20 protein-coding genes are annotated in these 17,037 nt (G+C 62.6%); 18 read left to right on the top strand and 2 right to left on the bottom strand.

All coding sequences use genetic code 11. The features are described from left to right. Positions 1-5: 5 nt before the first annotated feature. The 5 genes from LK542_RS10370 to LK542_RS10350 all read left to right on the top strand — a co-directional run bounded on the left by LK542_RS10370 (position 6) and on the right by LK542_RS10350 (position 3,680). Positions 6-710, top strand: coding sequence for a phosphoribosylanthranilate isomerase (locus LK542_RS10370; protein ID WP_227811840.1), 705 nt, complete (start codon positions 6-8; stop codon positions 708-710). Beyond that, complete coding sequence (gene trpB, locus LK542_RS10365; protein ID WP_227811839.1) at positions 682-1,953, top strand: tryptophan synthase subunit beta; 1,272 nt, start codon at positions 682-684, stop codon at positions 1,951-1,953. The genes LK542_RS10370 and trpB overlap by 29 nt, the downstream gene beginning before the upstream one ends. Positions 1,954-1,995: 42 nt before the next feature. Further along, positions 1,996-2,793 (top strand): tryptophan synthase subunit alpha, encoded by a 798-nt coding sequence (trpA, locus tag LK542_RS10360; RefSeq protein ID WP_227811838.1) that lies wholly within the window; start codon positions 1,996-1,998, stop codon positions 2,791-2,793. 172 nt (positions 2,794-2,965) lie between these two features. Further along, a complete protein-coding gene (locus tag LK542_RS10355; RefSeq protein WP_227799133.1) occupies positions 2,966-3,241 on the top strand; it encodes a hypothetical protein in 276 nt (91 codons plus the stop codon). A 151-nt stretch (positions 3,242-3,392) separates the two neighbouring features. Further along, positions 3,393-3,680 (top strand): hypothetical protein, encoded by a 288-nt coding sequence (locus LK542_RS10350; protein ID WP_227799132.1) that lies wholly within the window; start codon positions 3,393-3,395, stop codon positions 3,678-3,680. Between the two features lie 88 nt (positions 3,681-3,768). Here the strand turns inward: LK542_RS10350 and LK542_RS10345 are convergent, their stop codons facing one another. Next, positions 3,769-4,653: a transglutaminase family protein gene (locus LK542_RS10345; RefSeq protein ID WP_227811837.1), complete on the bottom strand. Its 885-nt coding sequence runs from the start codon at positions 4,651-4,653 to the stop codon at positions 3,769-3,771. A gap of 234 nt (positions 4,654-4,887) precedes the next feature. On the opposite strand from LK542_RS10345, the gene accD reads away from it, so the two are divergent. The 7 genes from accD (at position 4,888) to LK542_RS10310 (ending at position 12,213) form a co-directional block, all read left to right on the top strand. Next, positions 4,888-5,760 (top strand): acetyl-CoA carboxylase, carboxyltransferase subunit beta, encoded by an 873-nt coding sequence (gene accD, locus LK542_RS10340; RefSeq protein WP_227799130.1) that lies wholly within the window; start codon positions 4,888-4,890, stop codon positions 5,758-5,760. A gap of 83 nt (positions 5,761-5,843) precedes the next feature. After that, the gene (gene folC / locus LK542_RS10335) at positions 5,844-7,142 is read left to right on the top strand and encodes a bifunctional tetrahydrofolate synthase/dihydrofolate synthase (RefSeq protein WP_227811836.1); all 1,299 of its coding nucleotides are present in this window, start codon (positions 5,844-5,846) and stop codon (positions 7,140-7,142) included. A 10-nt stretch (positions 7,143-7,152) separates the two neighbouring features. After that, entirely contained in the window at positions 7,153-8,049 is an 897-nt protein-coding gene (locus LK542_RS10330; RefSeq protein WP_227811835.1) for an SPOR domain-containing protein, read from the top strand. Between the two features lie 25 nt (positions 8,050-8,074). Then, positions 8,075-8,563, top strand: coding sequence for a CvpA family protein (locus LK542_RS10325; RefSeq protein ID WP_227799765.1), 489 nt, complete (start codon positions 8,075-8,077; stop codon positions 8,561-8,563). A gap of 50 nt (positions 8,564-8,613) precedes the next feature. Further along, positions 8,614-10,137 (top strand): amidophosphoribosyltransferase, encoded by a 1,524-nt coding sequence (gene purF, locus LK542_RS10320; protein ID WP_227799127.1) that lies wholly within the window; start codon positions 8,614-8,616, stop codon positions 10,135-10,137. 16 nt (positions 10,138-10,153) lie between these two features. Beyond that, complete coding sequence (locus LK542_RS10315; RefSeq protein WP_227811834.1) at positions 10,154-11,392, top strand: cystathionine gamma-synthase family protein; 1,239 nt, start codon at positions 10,154-10,156, stop codon at positions 11,390-11,392. A 98-nt stretch (positions 11,393-11,490) separates the two neighbouring features. Further along, the gene (locus tag LK542_RS10310; RefSeq protein ID WP_227811833.1) at positions 11,491-12,213 is read left to right on the top strand and encodes a tetratricopeptide repeat protein; all 723 of its coding nucleotides are present in this window, start codon (positions 11,491-11,493) and stop codon (positions 12,211-12,213) included. A 136-nt stretch (positions 12,214-12,349) separates the two neighbouring features. On the opposite strand, the gene lexA is transcribed toward LK542_RS10310, so the two are convergent. Beyond that, entirely contained in the window at positions 12,350-12,982 is a 633-nt protein-coding gene (lexA, locus tag LK542_RS10305) for a transcriptional repressor LexA (RefSeq protein WP_227811832.1), read from the bottom strand. Between the two features lie 298 nt (positions 12,983-13,280). Between lexA and rpsF the strand changes: the two genes are divergently transcribed. The 6 genes from rpsF to LK542_RS10275 all read left to right on the top strand — a co-directional run bounded on the left by rpsF (position 13,281) and on the right by LK542_RS10275 (position 17,021). Beyond that, the gene (rpsF, locus tag LK542_RS10300) at positions 13,281-13,667 is read left to right on the top strand and encodes a 30S ribosomal protein S6 (protein ID WP_020656856.1); all 387 of its coding nucleotides are present in this window, start codon (positions 13,281-13,283) and stop codon (positions 13,665-13,667) included. Positions 13,668-13,706: 39 nt separating this feature from the next. Then, entirely contained in the window at positions 13,707-13,997 is a 291-nt protein-coding gene (gene priB / locus LK542_RS10295) for a primosomal replication protein N (protein WP_227799123.1), read from the top strand. 35 nt (positions 13,998-14,032) lie between these two features. Beyond that, positions 14,033-14,323 (top strand): 30S ribosomal protein S18, encoded by a 291-nt coding sequence (gene rpsR, locus LK542_RS10290; protein ID WP_036249492.1) that lies wholly within the window; start codon positions 14,033-14,035, stop codon positions 14,321-14,323. A gap of 37 nt (positions 14,324-14,360) precedes the next feature. Continuing rightward, a complete protein-coding gene (gene rplI, locus LK542_RS10285) occupies positions 14,361-14,813 on the top strand; it encodes a 50S ribosomal protein L9 (RefSeq protein ID WP_227811831.1) in 453 nt (150 codons plus the stop codon). Positions 14,814-14,920: 107 nt separating this feature from the next. Next, the gene (locus tag LK542_RS10280; RefSeq protein ID WP_227799764.1) at positions 14,921-16,306 is read left to right on the top strand and encodes a replicative DNA helicase; all 1,386 of its coding nucleotides are present in this window, start codon (positions 14,921-14,923) and stop codon (positions 16,304-16,306) included. An 88-nt stretch (positions 16,307-16,394) separates the two neighbouring features. Continuing rightward, positions 16,395-17,021, top strand: a complete 627-nt coding sequence (locus LK542_RS10275; protein ID WP_227799122.1) for a DUF47 domain-containing protein — start codon at positions 16,395-16,397, stop codon at positions 17,019-17,021. Positions 17,022-17,037 lie beyond the last annotated feature (16 nt).

The following is a 17,037-nucleotide window of genomic DNA, read 5'->3' as shown; positions in this document are numbered from 1 at the left end:
TTCACATGCAACGCACCCGTATCAAAATCTGCGGCATCACGCGCGAGGAAGACCTGCGCGCGGCCGTCCATGCCGGCGCCGACGCGCTGGGTTTCGTGTTCTACCCGAAGAGTCCACGCTACGTCACCCCGGAGCAGGCGGCTGAGCTGTGCAAGGCGCTGCCGCCCTTTGTTTCCGCGGTGGCGCTGTTCGTCAACGCGACGGTGGACGAGGTGCGGGCGGTCGCGGCGCAGGCGCCGCTGTCGCTGATCCAGTTCCATGGCGACGAAACGCCGGAGGAGTGCGCCGCGCTGGCCGCGGCCGTGCAGCGTCCATTCGTGCGCGCTTTCCGCGTCAAGCCGGACACGAGCCCGAACGAGCTGCTAGAATATGAAGCTGGTTACCGCGCCGCCAGTCCCTGGTTCTCGAGCCTCCTGCTCGACACCTGGGTGGATGCCTACGGCGGCGCAGGAAAGGTATTCGATTGGTCTCTTGTCCCAAAAGAGCTCGCGCCTCGGGTCGTTTTGAGTGGTGGCTTGAACGTACAAAACGCGACTGACGCGACCGTACGTGTTCGTCCCTTCGCGGTCGACGTCAGCAGTGGCGTCGAAGCGCAGAAGGGCATCAAGGACGCCCGCAGGATTGATGACTTCATCAAGGCCGTGCGGGCCGCCGACGCCATCATCTCGAGTGAGTACGATCATGAACGAATTTCCCAAGGACCTGCCTGAACGCGGCAAACCCGCATCCTTCCAAACCCCGCTGTACAAGACCACCGAATACCAGCTGCCCGACCATACCGGGCACTTCGGCGCCTATGGCGGCAGCTTTGTCGCCGAGACCCTGTCGCACGCGCTGGCCGAGCTGAACGAGGCCTACGCGCGCTTCTCGCACGATCCCGCCTTCCTCGAAGAGTTCCGCTACGAGCTGGCCCACTTCGTCGGCCGCCCTTCGCCTGTCTACCATGCCAAGCGCTGGTCCGAGCAACAAGGCGGCGCCCAGATCTTCTTCAAGCGCGAAGACCTGAACCACACCGGCGCGCACAAGATCAACAACGTGATCGGCCAGGCCCTGCTCGCGCGCCGCATGGGCAAGAAGCGCATCATCGCCGAAACCGGCGCCGGCCAGCACGGCGTGGCCACCGCCACCATCTGCGCCCGCTTCGGCCTGGAGTGCGTGGTCTACATGGGCAGCGAGGACGTCAAGCGCCAGGCCCAGAATGTCTACCGCATGAAGCTCCTGGGGGCGACGGTGGTGCCGGTGGAATCGGGCTCCAGGACCCTGAAGGACGCGCTCAACGAAGCGATGCGCGACTGGGTCACCAACATCGAAAACACCTTCTACATCATCGGCACCGTGGCCGGCCCACACCCGTACCCGATGATGGTGCGCGACTTCCAGTCGGTGATCGGCGAGGAGTGCCGGGTCCAGATGCCGGCCATGACCGGGCGCCAGCCGGACTACGTGGTCGCCTGCATCGGCGGCGGCTCGAACGCGATGGGCATCTTCTATCCGTATATCGACGAGCCGGGCGTGAAGCTGGTGGGCGTCGAAGCGGCGGGCGAGGGCCTGGGATCGGGCAAGCACGCCGCGTCGCTGACGGCCGGCTACCCAGGTGTGTTGCACGGCAACCGCACCTACCTGCTGCAGGATGCGAACGGCCAGATCATCGAAACCCACTCGGTGTCGGCCGGCCTGGATTATCCGGGCGTGGGGCCGGAGCACGCGTGGCTGAAGGATTCGGCGCGGGCGGAATACGTGTCGATCACGGACGAGGAGGCGCTGAGCGCCTTCCACGACTGCTGCCGCATCGAAGGGATCATCCCGGCGCTCGAATCCTCGCACGCGATCGCCTACGCGGTGAAGCTGGCGCCGACCCTCGGCAAGGACCAGCTCATCCTGGTCAACCTGTCGGGCCGCGGCGACAAGGACATGCACACGGTGGCAGAGAAGATGGGGCTGGATTTCAGCTGACCCTCCGCTCGACCATTCGTGAACTTTAAAAGAAAGAACAGCATGTCCCGTATCGAATCGACCTTTGCCGCCCTCAAGGCGGCTGATAAAACCGGCCTCGTCACCTTCATCACCGCCGGCGACCCCGGCCCCGAACTGACGGTGCCCCTGATGCACGCCCTGGTGGAGGGCGGCGCCGACGTCCTGGAGCTGGGCGTTCCGTTTTCCGACCCGATGGCCGAGGGCCCGGTGATCCAGCGCGCCTGCGAACGCGCGCTCAAGTTCAACATCGGCCTGCCGGACGTCTTCAACTTCGTGCGCGAGTTCCGCAAGACGGATGCCGCCACCCCGGTGGTCCTGATGGGCTACGCCAACCCGATCGAACGCATCGGCCCCGAGAACTTCATCCGCTGCGCGAAAGAAGCCGGCGCTGACGGCGCGATCGTGGTCGACTACCCGCCGGAAGAATGCGCCGCCTTTGCCGAAGCCATGCGCGCGGCCGACCTCGACCTGATCTTCCTGCTGGCCCCGACCTCGACCACGAAGCGCGTCCAGCAGGTGGCCCAGTACGGCAGCGGCTTCAGCTACTACGTCTCGCTCAAGGGCGTCACCGGCGCCGGCAGCATCGACACGGCCGACGTGGCGCGCCGCGTTGCCGCCATCCGCGAGCACGTGAAACTGCCGATCGGCGTCGGCTTCGGCATCCGCGACGGCGCCACCGCGCGGGCGGTGGCGGAAGTGGCGGACGCCGTGGTCATCGGCAGCCGCATCATCCAGGAGCTGGAATCGGTGCCGAAAGACAAGGCGGTCGACGCCGTCCGCAGTTTCACCTCCGGCATCCGCACCGCCCTCGACGCCTGAACTGCGGGCTCAGGCTTGAATGACCGGAATACGATCGACGTTCCGGTCATTCGACGCTGACCTGGCAAGCCCGGCGTTTAAGCATGCTGAATAGCCTGTGCAATGCATATTCCTTTGTGTTAATTGTTGAGTTACATTGGGTATTCTCATACGTCACTCAACAGGATCACCGATGAAAAAGCAGATCACGCATGTTTCCGTTCTCCAGTCAGCCAAGGTCATGGCGGTGCTGTACCTCGTTATCTCGCTGCCGATGGTGGTCTTGATGTCGATTCCCGCCATGATTGCCGGCCAGGCCTTTCCGTTCTGGATGCTGATTGTCATGCCGGTGATGTACACGGCGATTGGCTTCGTCTTCACGCTGCTCGGCGCCTGGATTTACAACCTGGTGGCGGCACGCATGGGTGGTTTTGAATTTACGACTGCCGAAGTTGCCGACCACGGATGAGCCCGATCGCCGAATAATGCGGGCGGACCGCATGCTCCGATAAAGATTGCCATTGCGCAATACGCGGTTTGCGCTGACACGTTTTGGGTCCAGCTTCATGGCGGTACATTGGATTTGTTTTTTCCGATAAACAAATCCTTTGGATCATGAAATGAAAATACAGATCGTGAACGTATCCGTGGCCCAGACCGCCAAAGTATTGACTCTGCTGTATATCGTGATGTCCCTTCCGTTTCTCGCCATCGGCGCTGTTTTTGGCGCTTTTGGAGGAGGCGTCGGTGTCGTGATCCTTACGCTCCTGATCGCCCCGCTGATCTACGGTGTCATCACGTTTCTCTGTACCGGCCTGGTCGCCTGGCTCTACAACGTGGTGGCAAAACGTGTTGGCGGGCTGGAGTACAGCATTGAGGAAATGTCGGCAAGCACCAGCAAGGTGTAAGCGACGAAGCTGCCGCACCGCCGACCAACGCGGGGACGCCTTTGCGGCGTCCTTTTTTACGTGACGACATGCCGCGTGCTTATGCGGCTCAGCCCCGGGCAAGCTCTTGATGGGATTTCAGGTACTCGTCCTTCAAGTCCCGATAGACAGAATCCAGTTCCTCTATCTGCTTCGTATAACGATGAAGATTTTCTTTCTTCTCAAACGCGAGCCGGGAATGCTCGGACAATTGACGTATCAATCCAAGCCATTTGCTCCAGGAAGGAAGTTTCGATAGCTCGCCATCATAGACCTTGTTGAACTGATCCACCATGTAGTAAGTGGACCGGTTTTCGATCATGTTGGCCTTGCTCGCATCGGTCACGAAGACCGCAAACGGCGCGATCATGTCGTCGGAAATGACGGGGTCGATGGTCACCCGCTTGCCGAATCCAAGCCTTGCCTTGACCCACTGCTCGACGCCGATCACATTCATGGTCGGATCGACGGGCAGCCACTTGCCTGAGGTTTCGTCATAGACTTCCAGCCAGCGGTGGTCATTATGGCGAGCGCCGAATACTGAAGCACGGTGTCCCTTTTCCTTGACCAGCTGTTCGGCCGCTGCCTGCCTTTCGGGATTCAATCTCGACAGGTTAATCTCCGCAATAGGGCGGGACTTGATGTTCATCTCGCGCACCAGGGCCAGATAAACCTCGGCCAGTTCGTAGCAGTTTCCGCCTCCGCGCTCCAGGATCTCCTTGACCGTCCTGCGCTGGTAGTCGGTTGCAAGCCATTCCAGGCGGTTGCTCACCCAGTTCAGCAAGCTCGCGGCTTTCTGGTAATCAGTACCATCGTTGCGCGTGATCTGCTCGCCCAGGGCCCGCAGGTTCAAGTTGGCGGTGTCGATTTTTTCGGTGAGGTTACTGCGATTCGATTGGGCAAAAACAAGAAAGGGCTGTGCGGCGAGGAATAAAAGAACGAAGAGTTTTTTCATGAAGCGATTGGGTGTTGATTGCAATGGTTTGGCCTCTTCGACGCGTATCCTCGCGGGCGGAGGCTTTGCAATCTTAACAATGTTGCACAATCAGAACAATATTTCTAAAGCACAGGTGAGCCGCAGGCTGCGATGATGTCTGAAGGATAATTAGCCGGGTGACATCATTCGACAAGCCGGGCGCTTGCGGCTACACTACCGCCACTTCGAAGAATTGCCCGCAAAGGAGAAAAGATGAGTTGGCTAGAAAAACTGCTGCCCCCACGGATCCAGCGCTCCGATGCCGCCAACCGCAAAACCATGCCCGAAGGGCTGTGGGTCAAGTGCCCCTCGTGCGAATCGGTCCTGTACCGCGCCGACCTGGAGTCGAACCTGCACGTTTGCCCCAAGTGCGATCACCACATGCGCATCCGCGCCCGCGAGCGCCTGGATAGCCTGCTCGACGAGGGCGGCCGCTACGAAATCGGCCAGGAAGCCCTGCCGGTCGATACCCTGAAGTTCAAGGACAGCAAGAAGTATCCGGACCGCCTCAAGCAGGCCATGGATGCCACCGGCGAAACCGATGCCCTGATCGTGCAGGGCGGCTCGATCATGAGCCTGCCGGTCGTGGTCGCCTGCTTCGAATTCGAATTCATGGGCGGTTCGATGGGTTCGGTCGTCGGCGAGCGCTTCGTGCGCGGCGCCCAGGTGGCCCTGGAGCAGAAGGTCCCCTTCATCTGCATCACCGCCACCGGCGGCGCCCGCATGCAGGAAGGCCTGCTGTCGCTGATGCAGATGGCCAAGACCACCGCCATGCTGACCAAGCTGTCGGAGAAGAAGCTGCCCTTCATCAGCGTGCTGACCGACCCGACCATGGGCGGCGTCTCGGCGTCCTTCGCCTTCATGGGCGACGTCGTCATCGCCGAACCGAAGGCCCTGATCGGTTTCGCCGGTCCACGCGTCATCGAGAACACCGTGCGCGAAAAGCTGCCGGAAGGCTTCCAGCGCGCCGAGTTCCTGGTGCAGAAGGGCGCCGTCGACATGATCGTCGACCGCCGCAAGATGCGCGAAGAAATCGCCCGCCTGTTGGCGTTGCTGCAAAACCAGGCCGCCGACGCGCTGGCCTGAATCACAGCTTAACCTTCACCCAGGTGCGGATGCCCAGCGCGTCCGCACCCGTGCCGTCTGGCACGCACTCACCGCTCCATCCCATGCCTACTCTCCCGACCACCTTGCCCGACTGGCTGGCACTGCTCGAGTCACGCCATGCCGAAACCCATATCGACATGGGCCTGGACCGCGTGCGCGCCGTCAAGGAGCGTTTGCAGCTCGCCTTCAGCTGCCCCGTGATCATGGTGGCCGGCACCAACGGCAAGGGCTCGACCTGCGCCATGCTGGAAGCGATGCTGCTGCAGTCCGGCTACCGCGTCGGCCTGTACATCAAGCCGCACTTCCTCGACTTCAACGAGCGCGCCCGCATCAACGGCGAGATGGCGTCCGACGCAGCCCTGGTGGCGGCCTTCGATGCGGTGGAGAGCGTGCGCGGCGACGTGTCGCTGACCTACTTCGAATTCACCACGCTGGCGATCATGCACCTGATCTCGCAGGCCGGCGTGGACGTCGCCATTCTCGAAGTCGGCCTGGGCGGGCGCCTCGATGCGGTCAATGTGGTCGACGCTGACGTGGCCATCGTCACCAGCGTCGACATCGACCACACCGATTACCTGGGCGACACGCGCGAGAAGATCGGCTTCGAAAAAGCCGGCATCTTCCGCGCCGGGAAGGCCGCGATCTGCAGCGACCCGATGCCGCCGCAAACGCTGGTCGAGCATGCCGAAAGCATCGGCGCCGACCTGTGGCTACTCGGCCGCGACTTCAACTACCAGGGCGACCAGCAGCAGTGGAGCTATGGCGGCCGCGGGCAGCGCCGCAATGCGCTGGCCTATCCGGCCCTGCGCGGCGCCAACCAGCTGCTCAACGCCTCGGCCGCGCTGGCAGCCCTCGAGGTGCTGCGCATGCAGCTGCCTTGCGGCGCCCAGGAAGTGCGCGCCGGCCTCGCAATGGTCGAGCTGCCGGGCCGCTTCCAGGTGCTGCCGGGCCGCCCGACCCAGGTGCTCGACGTCGCCCACAACCCGCATGCCGCAAGCACCCTGGCGCACAACCTCGGCAACATGGGCTTCCACCGTTACACCTACGCGGTGTTCGGCATCATGGAAGACAAGGACATCGACGCCGTGATCGCGCCCCTGAAGGGCATCGTCGACCACTGGTGCGTGACCGCGCTGCCGTCGCCCCGTTCCGCGCAGTTGGAACAGCTGGCGGAAAAGCTGGCGGCCCTGGCGCCTGCGGGCGCGAAACCGGACGATTTTTCCGTCACCGCCTTTGCCTCCCCGGCGGAGGCCTATGCGAATGCCGTGAGCCGGGCAGGGGAGAATGATAGAATTGTGGTCTTTGGCTCGTTCTACACGGTCGCCGGCGTGATGGCGGCCCGAAAATCCTCTCTTCACTGAATAAAAACGCATGGGCTTGTTCTCGTTCGGTAGCAAAAACAAGCAAGACACGGTCCGGGACAGCGGCCACTTCGTCAAGGACGACGATGCCGCCTACGGGCAGCAGGCTCGCTCCAAGCGTGCCTCCCACGCCGGCGAAGGCGCGACCCGCGGCCGCGGACGCGCCGGCAACGATCCGATCCTCCCCGAGAAGAAGCGCGCGCGCCGCCGCCTGGTAGGCGCGATCGCGCTGGCCCTCGCGGCCGCGGTCGGCCTGCCGATGCTGCTCGATTCCGAGCCCAAGCCGCTCGGCACCGACATCGCCATCAATATCCCGGCCAAGGACAAGGCGGCGCCGCTGCCGGTACCCGCGGCGGCCACCGTCGACAGCGGCGAAGAGATCGTCGAACCGGAAGACACACCCGCCGCCCAGCCGCAGGAAACCGCACCGGTCGCGGCCCCGCCGGCCGACCCGGCGCCGATGCGCAGCGTCGACACCACCCGTACCGAAGCGCCCAAGCCTGAGCCCGTGAAGCCGGAACCGAAGCGCAAGCCGGAGGCTGAAACGCATCCGAAGGCCGCCGATCTGGAAGCGAAGAAGCTCGACAAGCCGGCCGCCAAGCCGGTGGAAGTGAAACCGCGCCAGGAAGACGCCGCACGCGCCCTGGCCATCCTGGAAGACAAGCCGGCCGCCAAGGTCGCTGCCGGCCCGGCCCAGAAGTACGTGGTTCAGGTGGCCGCGCTGGCCACCCAGGAAAAGGTCAACGAACTGCAGAGCCGCCTGCGCGCGGCCGGCGTGTCCTCGTTCACCGAGAAGTCGGGCGACCTGATCCGCGTGCGCGTGGGGCCGTACAGCAAGGAAGAGGGCGAGAAGATCCGCTCGAAACTGATCGGCATGGGCCTGTCCGGCAGCCTGGTGCCGCTCTGAACGCACGAACGGAAGGTTGCAGGGCGTGACGATTTTCGACTACCTGGTGCTGTTCGTGCTGGTGTCGTCCGTCATCATTTCCACCTTGCGGGGACTGGTGAAGGAGATCCTGTCGCTGCTGGGCTGGATCGTCGCCTTCGTGGTGGCGAACGCCTACGGCGCAAAGCTGGCGCCGATGCTGCCGGAGTTGCTTCCGGGCGAGACCGCGCGCCTGATCATGGCCTTCGTGCTGCTGTTCCTGGGTGTGCGTATCCTGATGGGACTGCTGTCGCTGGCGATTGGCGCCCTGATCACGGCCACCGGGCTGAGCCTCGCGGACCGCGGCCTCGGTGGATTGTTTGGCTTGGCGCGCGGCATTGTAATCGTGCTTGCCGCCGTCATATTGAGTGGGATGACTTCCATCCCGCAACAGGATTTCTGGAGGAACGCGTTGCTGTCGCCCATGGCGGAAACCGGCGCGCGCACGGTAAAACCATTTCTCCCAGCTGCCATGGCGCAGCATGTGAATTTTTGATTCGTTTTTGACATTTCTGTAATCAGGCAGTCCAGCTTTAGGAGCGCACCATGTGTGGCATCGTCGGCGTCGTCTCGAACAATCCCGTCAACCAGCTTCTCTATGACGCCTTGCTGCTGCTGCAGCACCGCGGCCAGGACGCGGCGGGCATTGCAACCAATCACAGCAGCATGTTCTCGATGTACAAGGCCAACGGCCTCGTGCGCGACGTGTTCCGCACCCGTAACATGCGTTCGCTACAGGGCAATACCGGGATCGGCCACTGCCGCTACCCGACCGCCGGCTCGTCGAGCGAGGAAGAGGCGCAGCCCTTCTACGTCAACGCACCGTTCGGCATCACCCTGGCCCACAACGGCAACCTGACCAACCAGGCCCAGCTCAAGGAAGAGCTGTTCAAGAACGACCGCCGCCACATCAACACCGATTCCGATTCGGAAGTGCTGCTGAACGTGCTGGCCCACGAGATCCAGGAAGCGGCCGACGGCTACAACCTCGACAAGGAAGCCGTGTTCAAGGCGGTGGCCGCGGTGCACCGCCGCGTGCGCGGCGCCTATGCCGTGGTGGCGCAGATCGCTGGCCACGGCATGCTGGCCTTCCGCGACCCCTTCGGTATCCGTCCGCTGTGCCTGGGCGTGAACGAAGGCGAGCATGGCACCGAATACCTGGTGGCCAGCGAATCGGTGGCGCTGGAAGGCCTGGGCTTCCGCTTCGTGCGCGACATCGCGCCGGGCGAAGCGGTCTTTATCGACAACGACGGCAACATGTCGCAGCAGCAGTGCGCCGAGAACCCGTCGCTGAACCCCTGCGCCTTCGAATACGTGTACCTGGCGCGTCCGGATTCCGTGATCGACGGCGCCTCGGTCTACGCGACCCGCCTGCGCATGGGCGAGTACCTGGCCGACAAGATCCGCAAGGAGATCCCGGTCGAGGAAATCGACGTCGTGATGCCGATTCCGGATTCCTCGCGTCCGGCCGCGATCCAGCTGGCGCTGAAACTCGGCGTCGAATACCGCGAAGGCTTCATCAAGAACCGCTACATCGGCCGCACCTTCATCATGCCCGGCCAGGGCATGCGCAAGAAGTCGGTGCGCCAGAAGCTGAACGCGATCGCGTCCGAATTCAAGGACAAGAACGTGCTGCTGGTCGACGATTCGATCGTGCGCGGCACCACCAGCCGCGAGATCGTGCAGATGGCGCGCGACGCCGGCGCCCGCAAGGTCTTCTTCGCCTCGGCCGCGCCGCCGGTGCTGTACCCGAACGTGTACGGCATCGACATGCCGACCCGCGACGAGCTGATCGCCCACGGCCGCACCGTGGAAGAGGTGTGCAGGGAGATCACCGCCGACCGCCTGGTCTACCAGGACGTCGATGCGCTCAAGAAGGCGATCTCGGACGTCAACCCGGCCCTGAAGAACTTCGAGGCCTCGTGCTTCGACGGCGTCTACGTGACCGGCGACGTGACCCCGGAATACCTGGACCGCCAGGAGAGCGCGCGCCACAGCCCGAAGAAGAACCAGGTCGAGGATCCGGTGCGTACGCAACTGAACCTGAACACCCCGGCCGTGACCGAGTAATGGAGCGACAAGCGCGATGAGCGATCAGAAGTTCGGTTTCACCACGACGATCCTGCACAACGACCGCCGCAAGACGATCGAGCAGGGCTCGCTGCACAAGCCGGTGCACACCTCGGTCGCCTTCGGCTACGCCGACGCGCGCCAGCTGGCGTCGGTCTTCCAGGGCAAGGAGCCGGGCTTCCGTTACGGCCGCCAGGGCAATCCGACCGTGGGCGCGCTCGAGGACAAGATCACGAAGATGGAAGATGGCGTCGGCACCATCTGTTTCGCTACCGGCATGGGCGCCATCGGCGCGCTGTTCCAGGCGCTTCTCAAGGCGGGCGACCACATCGTGTCGTCGTCCTTCCTGTTCGGGAATACCAACAGCCTGTGGCAGACCGTGGCGGGTCAGGGCGTCGGCGTGGACTTTGTCGACGCCACTGACGTGGCCAATGTCGAAGCGGCCTTGACGCTTGAGACGCGCATGGTGTTCGTCGAGACCATCGCCAACCCGCGCACCCAGGTGGCGGACCTGGCCCGCATCGGCCAGCTGTGCCGCGAGCGCGGCATCCTCTATGTGGTGGACAACACCATGACCACGCCCTACCTGTTCCGCCCAAAGGCGGTGGGCGCGGGCCTGGTGGTCAATTCGCTGACCAAGTCGATCGGCGGCCATGGCAATGCGCTCGGCGGCGCCCTCACCGACACCGGCCTCTTTGACTGGAGCGCCTACCCGAACATCGCGGCCAACTTCCGCAAGCAGCCGGCCGCCAACCAGGGCCTGGCCCAGCTGCGCGCCAAGGCCCTGCGCGATTTCGGCGCTGCCCTCAACCCAGAGGCGGCGCACCACATCGCGGTGGGCGCCGAGACCCTGGCGCTGCGCATGGAACGCACCAGCAGCAATGCGCTGGCGCTGGCGCAGATGCTCGAGGCGGATGAGCGGGTCGCGGCGGTGCACTACCCGGGCCTGCCTTCGCATCCGCAACACGGCATCACGAAGGAGCTGTTCCGCGCGGGCGGCTCCTTGATGAGCTTCGAGCTGCGCGAGGATATCGACTGCTTCGACTACCTGAACCGTCTGAAGCTGGGCATCCCGGCCAGCAACCTGGGCGACACCCGCACCCTGGTGATCCCGGTGGCGCACACGATCTTCTTCGAGATGGGGCGCGAGCGGCGCGCCAGCATGGGCATCGCCGAATCCCTGATCCGGGTGTCGGTGGGCATCGAAGACACGGACGACCTGCTGGCGGACTTCCGCCAGGCGCTGGAAGCGTAAACACGACGGCAGCTACGGCTGCCGTTTTTCATTCAGCGGTTGAGCGGCACGGCACATTGCCGCTATCATGGGACTCCATTCCCATCGGTATCACACCCATGAAGACCAAGCTGTTCCTTGCCTCCCTGCTGCTGTGCGGCGCCGCCTTTGCCGGCGAGCTGGAAGACGCCAACGCCCTGTTCGAGAAGAAGGACTACGCGGCGGCGCTGAAGATCTATACCAAGCTGGCCAATGCCGGCAATCCGGAAGCGCAGCAGGCGCTCGGCCAGATGTACTGGTACGGCGAAGCGGGGCAGGTGGATGAGGCGAAGGCCGAGGCGCTGTTCAAGAAGGCTGCCGCCAAGGGCAACAAGGTCGCGATCGCTTCGCTCGAGCTGATGGACCAGCGCGTCAAGCGCCGCAAGGAGATCGATTACTGGATCAGCGGCTACGATGGCGAAGACCTGAAGTCGGGCGAATTCCGCTGCACCGCGCCGCGCATCCCGGCAATGTCGAAGATCAACGCCGACATCGACCGCATCGGCGCCGCCATCAACACCTGGCAGGATTGCTACAACAAGTACGTCACCAACCTGAATGCTGCCTCGCCGCTCACCAAGCGCGTGCCCGAAGACATCCGCAAGCTGATGAAGAAGGACGAGCTGGAGAAATCGAACGCCCACCTGGAGCAGCTGCAGGCCAACCTGTCGGAGGAGGCCAAGGTGAGTTCGAAGCTGATCCTGGCGGACTTCGAAGCCTGGCGCAAGGCGACCGAGGCTTATGTCTCCGAACACAACAAGATGGTCAAGACCAACAGCTCGACCCTGTTCAAGGACAAATAAAAAGAGCGGGCCGTGCCCGCTTTTTTTACGCTCGACTAACAAAACCCCGAGGACAAGGCGCATCGCCGCAGTGGCGGACCACGAAGACAGTACGCTAGTACGGCAAGGCGATGCAACGCAGCCATCGGGGGAATTGTTAGTGCCAGCTGCGCATCAGGCCGACTGCCAGGCCTTCGAGCGCGAACTCGTCTTCCGGCGTCACCTGGATCACCTTGAAGTCCGGGTTTTCCGGCAGCAGCTCGACCAGGTTGCCGGTCTTGCGGTAGCGCTTGACGGTGACTTCCTCGCCCAGGCGGGCGACGACGATCTGACCGTTCTTGGCGTTATCGACCTTCTTGACCGCCAGGAAGTCGCCATCGCAGATGCCGGCGTCGCGCATCGACCAGCCCTTGACCTTCAACAGGAAGTCGGGGCGCGCCGAGAACATGGCGGTGTCAACGGAGTAGGTGGCTTCGACGTGTTCCTGGGCCAGGATCGGCGAACCGGCGGCGACGCGGCCGACCAGCGGCAGCGACATCATCAGGTTCGGAGGCGGCATCGGGATCTGCTCGACGCTGGCGCCGACGAGGCGGATACCGCGCGAGGTGCCCGGCGAAATCTCGATCGCGCCCTTGCGCGCCAGGGCTTGCAGGTGTTCCTCGGCCGCGTTGGCCGACTTGAAACCCAGCTCGGCCGCGATTTCGGCGCGGGTCGGCGGGAAACCGGTATTCTCGATCGCTTCCTTGATCAGGTTAAGGATCTGTTCTTGCCTTGCAGTGAGCTTGAGCATGGGTGTTATACGGCATTAGTTGTAAGAGCAGACTGTATTTTTGTACAGTATTCCGCAATGCGCAAGGGCAAACGCGGGAAAAGTGTAAAAAAATTGTGCAATCCGGGTCCTCCGACTGCCAAAGTGTGGCGGCGTGTACGCAGGTACTTGGCGGACAGGCAAGGTCTCCTTCCATCCCAAACCACACCCCGGCTTCCCAACTGCCCGCTTTTCCGGCTATAATCGTGGGCTTACCCCTTCCCACACTCGTCTTGACGCCGAGGTGGGCATTTGTTTAAACGTCCTTAAGGAGTGTTGCATGCGTCATTATGAAATCGTTTTTATCGTCCACCCGGACCAGAGCGAGCAAGTTCCGGCGATGATCGAGCGTTACAAGACCACGGTGACCAGCCGCGGCGGTAACATCCATCGCGTGGAAGACTGGGGCCGTCGCCAGATGGCTTACCAGATCCAGAAGCTGCCGAAAGCCCACTACATCTGCATGAACATCGAGTGCGACAACGAGACCCTGGTCGAGCTGGAAACCGCATTCAAGTTCAACGATGCCGTCCTGCGCCACCTGACCGTCAAGATGAAGAAGGCCGAAACCGCACCGTCGCCGATGATGAAGTCGGTCCAGCGCGAAGACGCAGCCAAGAGCCACCGCGCAGAAGCAGCAGCCGCTGCCCCGGCCGCAGCTGCCTAAGTTTTTCCTAGGAATTAACGAACCAAGTAAAGCATCGCAGTGAACCAGTTCCAGCTCATCGCGACCATCGCGGAGCGAGACGTACTGCGATTCACCCCGGCCGGCGTCCCCATCGTGGGCGCCATCCTGCAGCACAGTTCGCAGCAGGTGGAAGCCGGAGTGGCAAGACTGGTCGAGTTTGAAATGCCTGCGCTCGGCGCAGGCGAGATTTCAGGCAGGCTGGACAGCGCCGAACTCGGCGCCGCCTACCGGTTCGAAGGATTCCTTGCACGAAAAAACCGCAACAGTAAAGCCTTGGTGTTTCACATCATTGATTTCAGTGCCGCCTAAAACGGCCAATTTAGATTAGATACAGGAGCCTCGAAATGGCATTCGGTAAAAAGTTCGACAAAAACAAAGCTAAAGAAAAACTCAAGCGCAAACAGCAGAACCCGCTGTTCAAGCGCAAGAAGTTCTGCCGCTTCACCGCCGCAGGCGTGGAACAGGTGGACTACAAGGACGTCGACACCCTGAAGGACTTCGTCCAGGAAAACGGCAAGATCATGCCGGCACGCCTGACCGGCACCAAGGCGCACTACCAGCGCCAGGTCGACACCGCCATCAAGCGCGCACGCTACCTCGCGCTGCTGCCGTACACCGACCTGCACAACGCTTAAGCGTCGGCACGTCAGTCAGTTATCCTGGAGAAAAAATATGCAAGTTATTCTGCTCGAAAAAGTTGTTAACGTCGGCAACCTGGGCGACGTCGTCAAAGTCAAGGACGGTTACGCACGTAACTTCCTGATCCCGCAAAAGATGGCACGCCGCGCTACCCAGGCTGCTGTGGCCGAGTTCGAAGTCAAGCGCGCCGAACTGGAAAAAGCAGCAGCTGAAAAGCTGTCGGCTGCCCAGGCGCAAGGCGACAAGCTGAGCGGCATGACCGTCACCATCGGCCAGAAGGCGGGCGTGGACGGCCGTCTGTTCGGTTCGGTCACCAACTTCGACATCGCCGAAGCCCTGAGCAAGCAAGGCTTCCCGGTCGAGAAGTCGCAGGTTCGCCTGCCGACCGGCCCGCTGAAGACCACCGGCGAATTCCCGGTCGCCGTCGCGCTGCACACCGACGTCGTCTCGGAGATCACCATCGCTGTTGTCGGTGAAGCTGCCTAAGCAAGTGTTGTATAAATGAAAAAGCCGGGCTCGCCCGGCTTTTTTTACGTCCTGAAAAACTGAGCCTTTATGACAGCCGGATGACAGGAGAAGGTATAATGCCCGCCATGAATTCCCCAGCCGATCCGCAAGTCGATTCCCTGCGCATCCCGCCGCATTCCATCGAAGCAGAGCAGTCCGTCATCGGCGGCCTCCTGCGCGACAATGCCGCGTGGGACCGCATTGCCGACTTCATGCACGCGGAGGATTTTTACCGCTACGATCACCGCATCATCTTCGAACAGATGATCCGCCTGATCAATGCCGGCAAGCCGGCCGACGTGATCACGGTCTACGAAGCCTGCAACATGCTGGGCAAGGCCGAAGAGGTCGGCGGCCTGCAATACCTGAACGCGATGGCGCAGAACACGCCGTCCGCCGCCAACATCCGCCGCTACGCCGAGATCGTGCGTGACCGCGGCATCCTGCGCAACCTGATCACGGTGGCCGACGAAATCTCGGGCAACGCCTTCAACCCGCAAGGGAAGGAGGTCAAGCAGATGCTGGACGAGGCCGAGTCGAAGATCTTCGCCATTGCCGAAACCGGCGCGCGCGGCCAGCAGGGCTGGAACCCGATCCAGCCGCTGCTCACCCAGGTGGTGGAGCGCATCGACGAACTGTACTCGCGCGAGAACCAGGGCGAGATCACCGGCGTGCCGACCGGCTTCATCGACCTCGATCGCATGACCTCCGGCCTGCAGCCGGGCGACCTGGTGATCGTGGCCGGCCGTCCCTCGATGGGCAAGACCGCGTTCTCGGTCAACATCGGCGAGAACGTCGCGATCGAAGCCGGCCTGCCGGTGGCCGTGTTCTCGATGGAGATGGGCGGCGCCCAGCTGGCCATGCGTATGCTCGGCTCGGTGGGCCAGCTCGACCAGCACCGCCTGCGTACCGGCCGCCTGAACGACGAAGACTGGCCGCGCCTGACCCATGCGATCCAGAAGATGAACGACGCCCAGCTCTACATCGACGAGACGCCGGCGCTCAATCCGATCGAAATGCGCGCGCGGGCACGACGCCTGGCGCGCCAGTGCGGCAAGCTTGGCCTGATCATCGTCGACTACCTGCAGCTGATGCAGGGCAGCCAGCCGGGCGACAACCGGGCGGCCGAGATCTCGGAGATCTCGCGTTCGCTCAAGGGCCTGGCGAAAGAGCTGCATTGCCCCGTCATCGCACTGTCCCAGCTGAACCGCTCGCTGGAACAACGCCCCAACAAACGACCCGTCATGTCCGACCTGCGCGAATCGGGCGCTATCGAACAGGATGCGGACGTTATCATCTTCCTGTATCGCGACGAGGTCTACAATCCCGACTCGCCCGATAAAGGAACCGCCGAGATCATCATCGGTAAGCAGCGTAACGGCCCGATCGGGGCGATTCGCCTTACCTGGATCGGCTCCTACACCAAGTTCGGCAACTATAGCGGTAACCTGAGTATCTACCAGGGCGACTAAGTTTCGATAAGCCGCAGTTTCAATCCTTTTCCGCTGCCAGCCGTGGCGGCGGTTTCGAAGTCCCAAGAGATTCACAACGGAGAATAATATGTTTGGACGCCTGATGCCCCAGGAGGGCAAGTTTTTTGACCTGTTCAACCAGCACGCCGCACTGTGCGTGAAGGGTGCCCAGGAAATGGTTGGCCTGATGACCAACTTCGACGACCTGGAAAACCGCACCCACGCCGTGGAGAGCATCGAGAAACAGGCGGACAAGATTACCTACGCCACCGTCGACATGCTGCACAAGACCTTCATCACGCCGATCGACCGTGACGACATCCACAAGCTGATCACCAGCATGGACGACATCCTCGACATGATGGAAGACGCGGCCCAGACCGTGTCGCTGTACGACCTGCACGCCGTGACCCCGGAAGCCGCGCGCCTGGCCGAACTGTGCCTGTCGGCCTGCAAGAAGGTCCAGGAAGCGGTCGCCCTGCTGCACGACATGGGCAACGCCGCCAAGATCGTCGCCATCTGCGAAGAGATCGACCGCTTCGAGTCGGACGCCGACCACGTGATGCGCGCCGCCATGTCCAAGCTGTTCCGCGATGAGCCGGACGTGCGCAACCTGATCAAGATGAAAGCCATCTACGAGATCCTCGAGACCGTGACCGACCGCTGCGAGGATGTCGCCAACATCATCGAAGGCATCATCGTCGAAAACGCATAACGCGGCCAACAACAAG

It is taken from the genome of Massilia sp. IC2-477, from assembly GCF_020707265.1.
In the GTDB taxonomy this organism is placed as follows: domain Bacteria; phylum Pseudomonadota; class Gammaproteobacteria; order Burkholderiales; family Burkholderiaceae_D; genus Telluria.
Note: the sequence above shows the minus strand (reverse complement) of the source record. Positions and strands in the feature narration are given on the sequence as shown.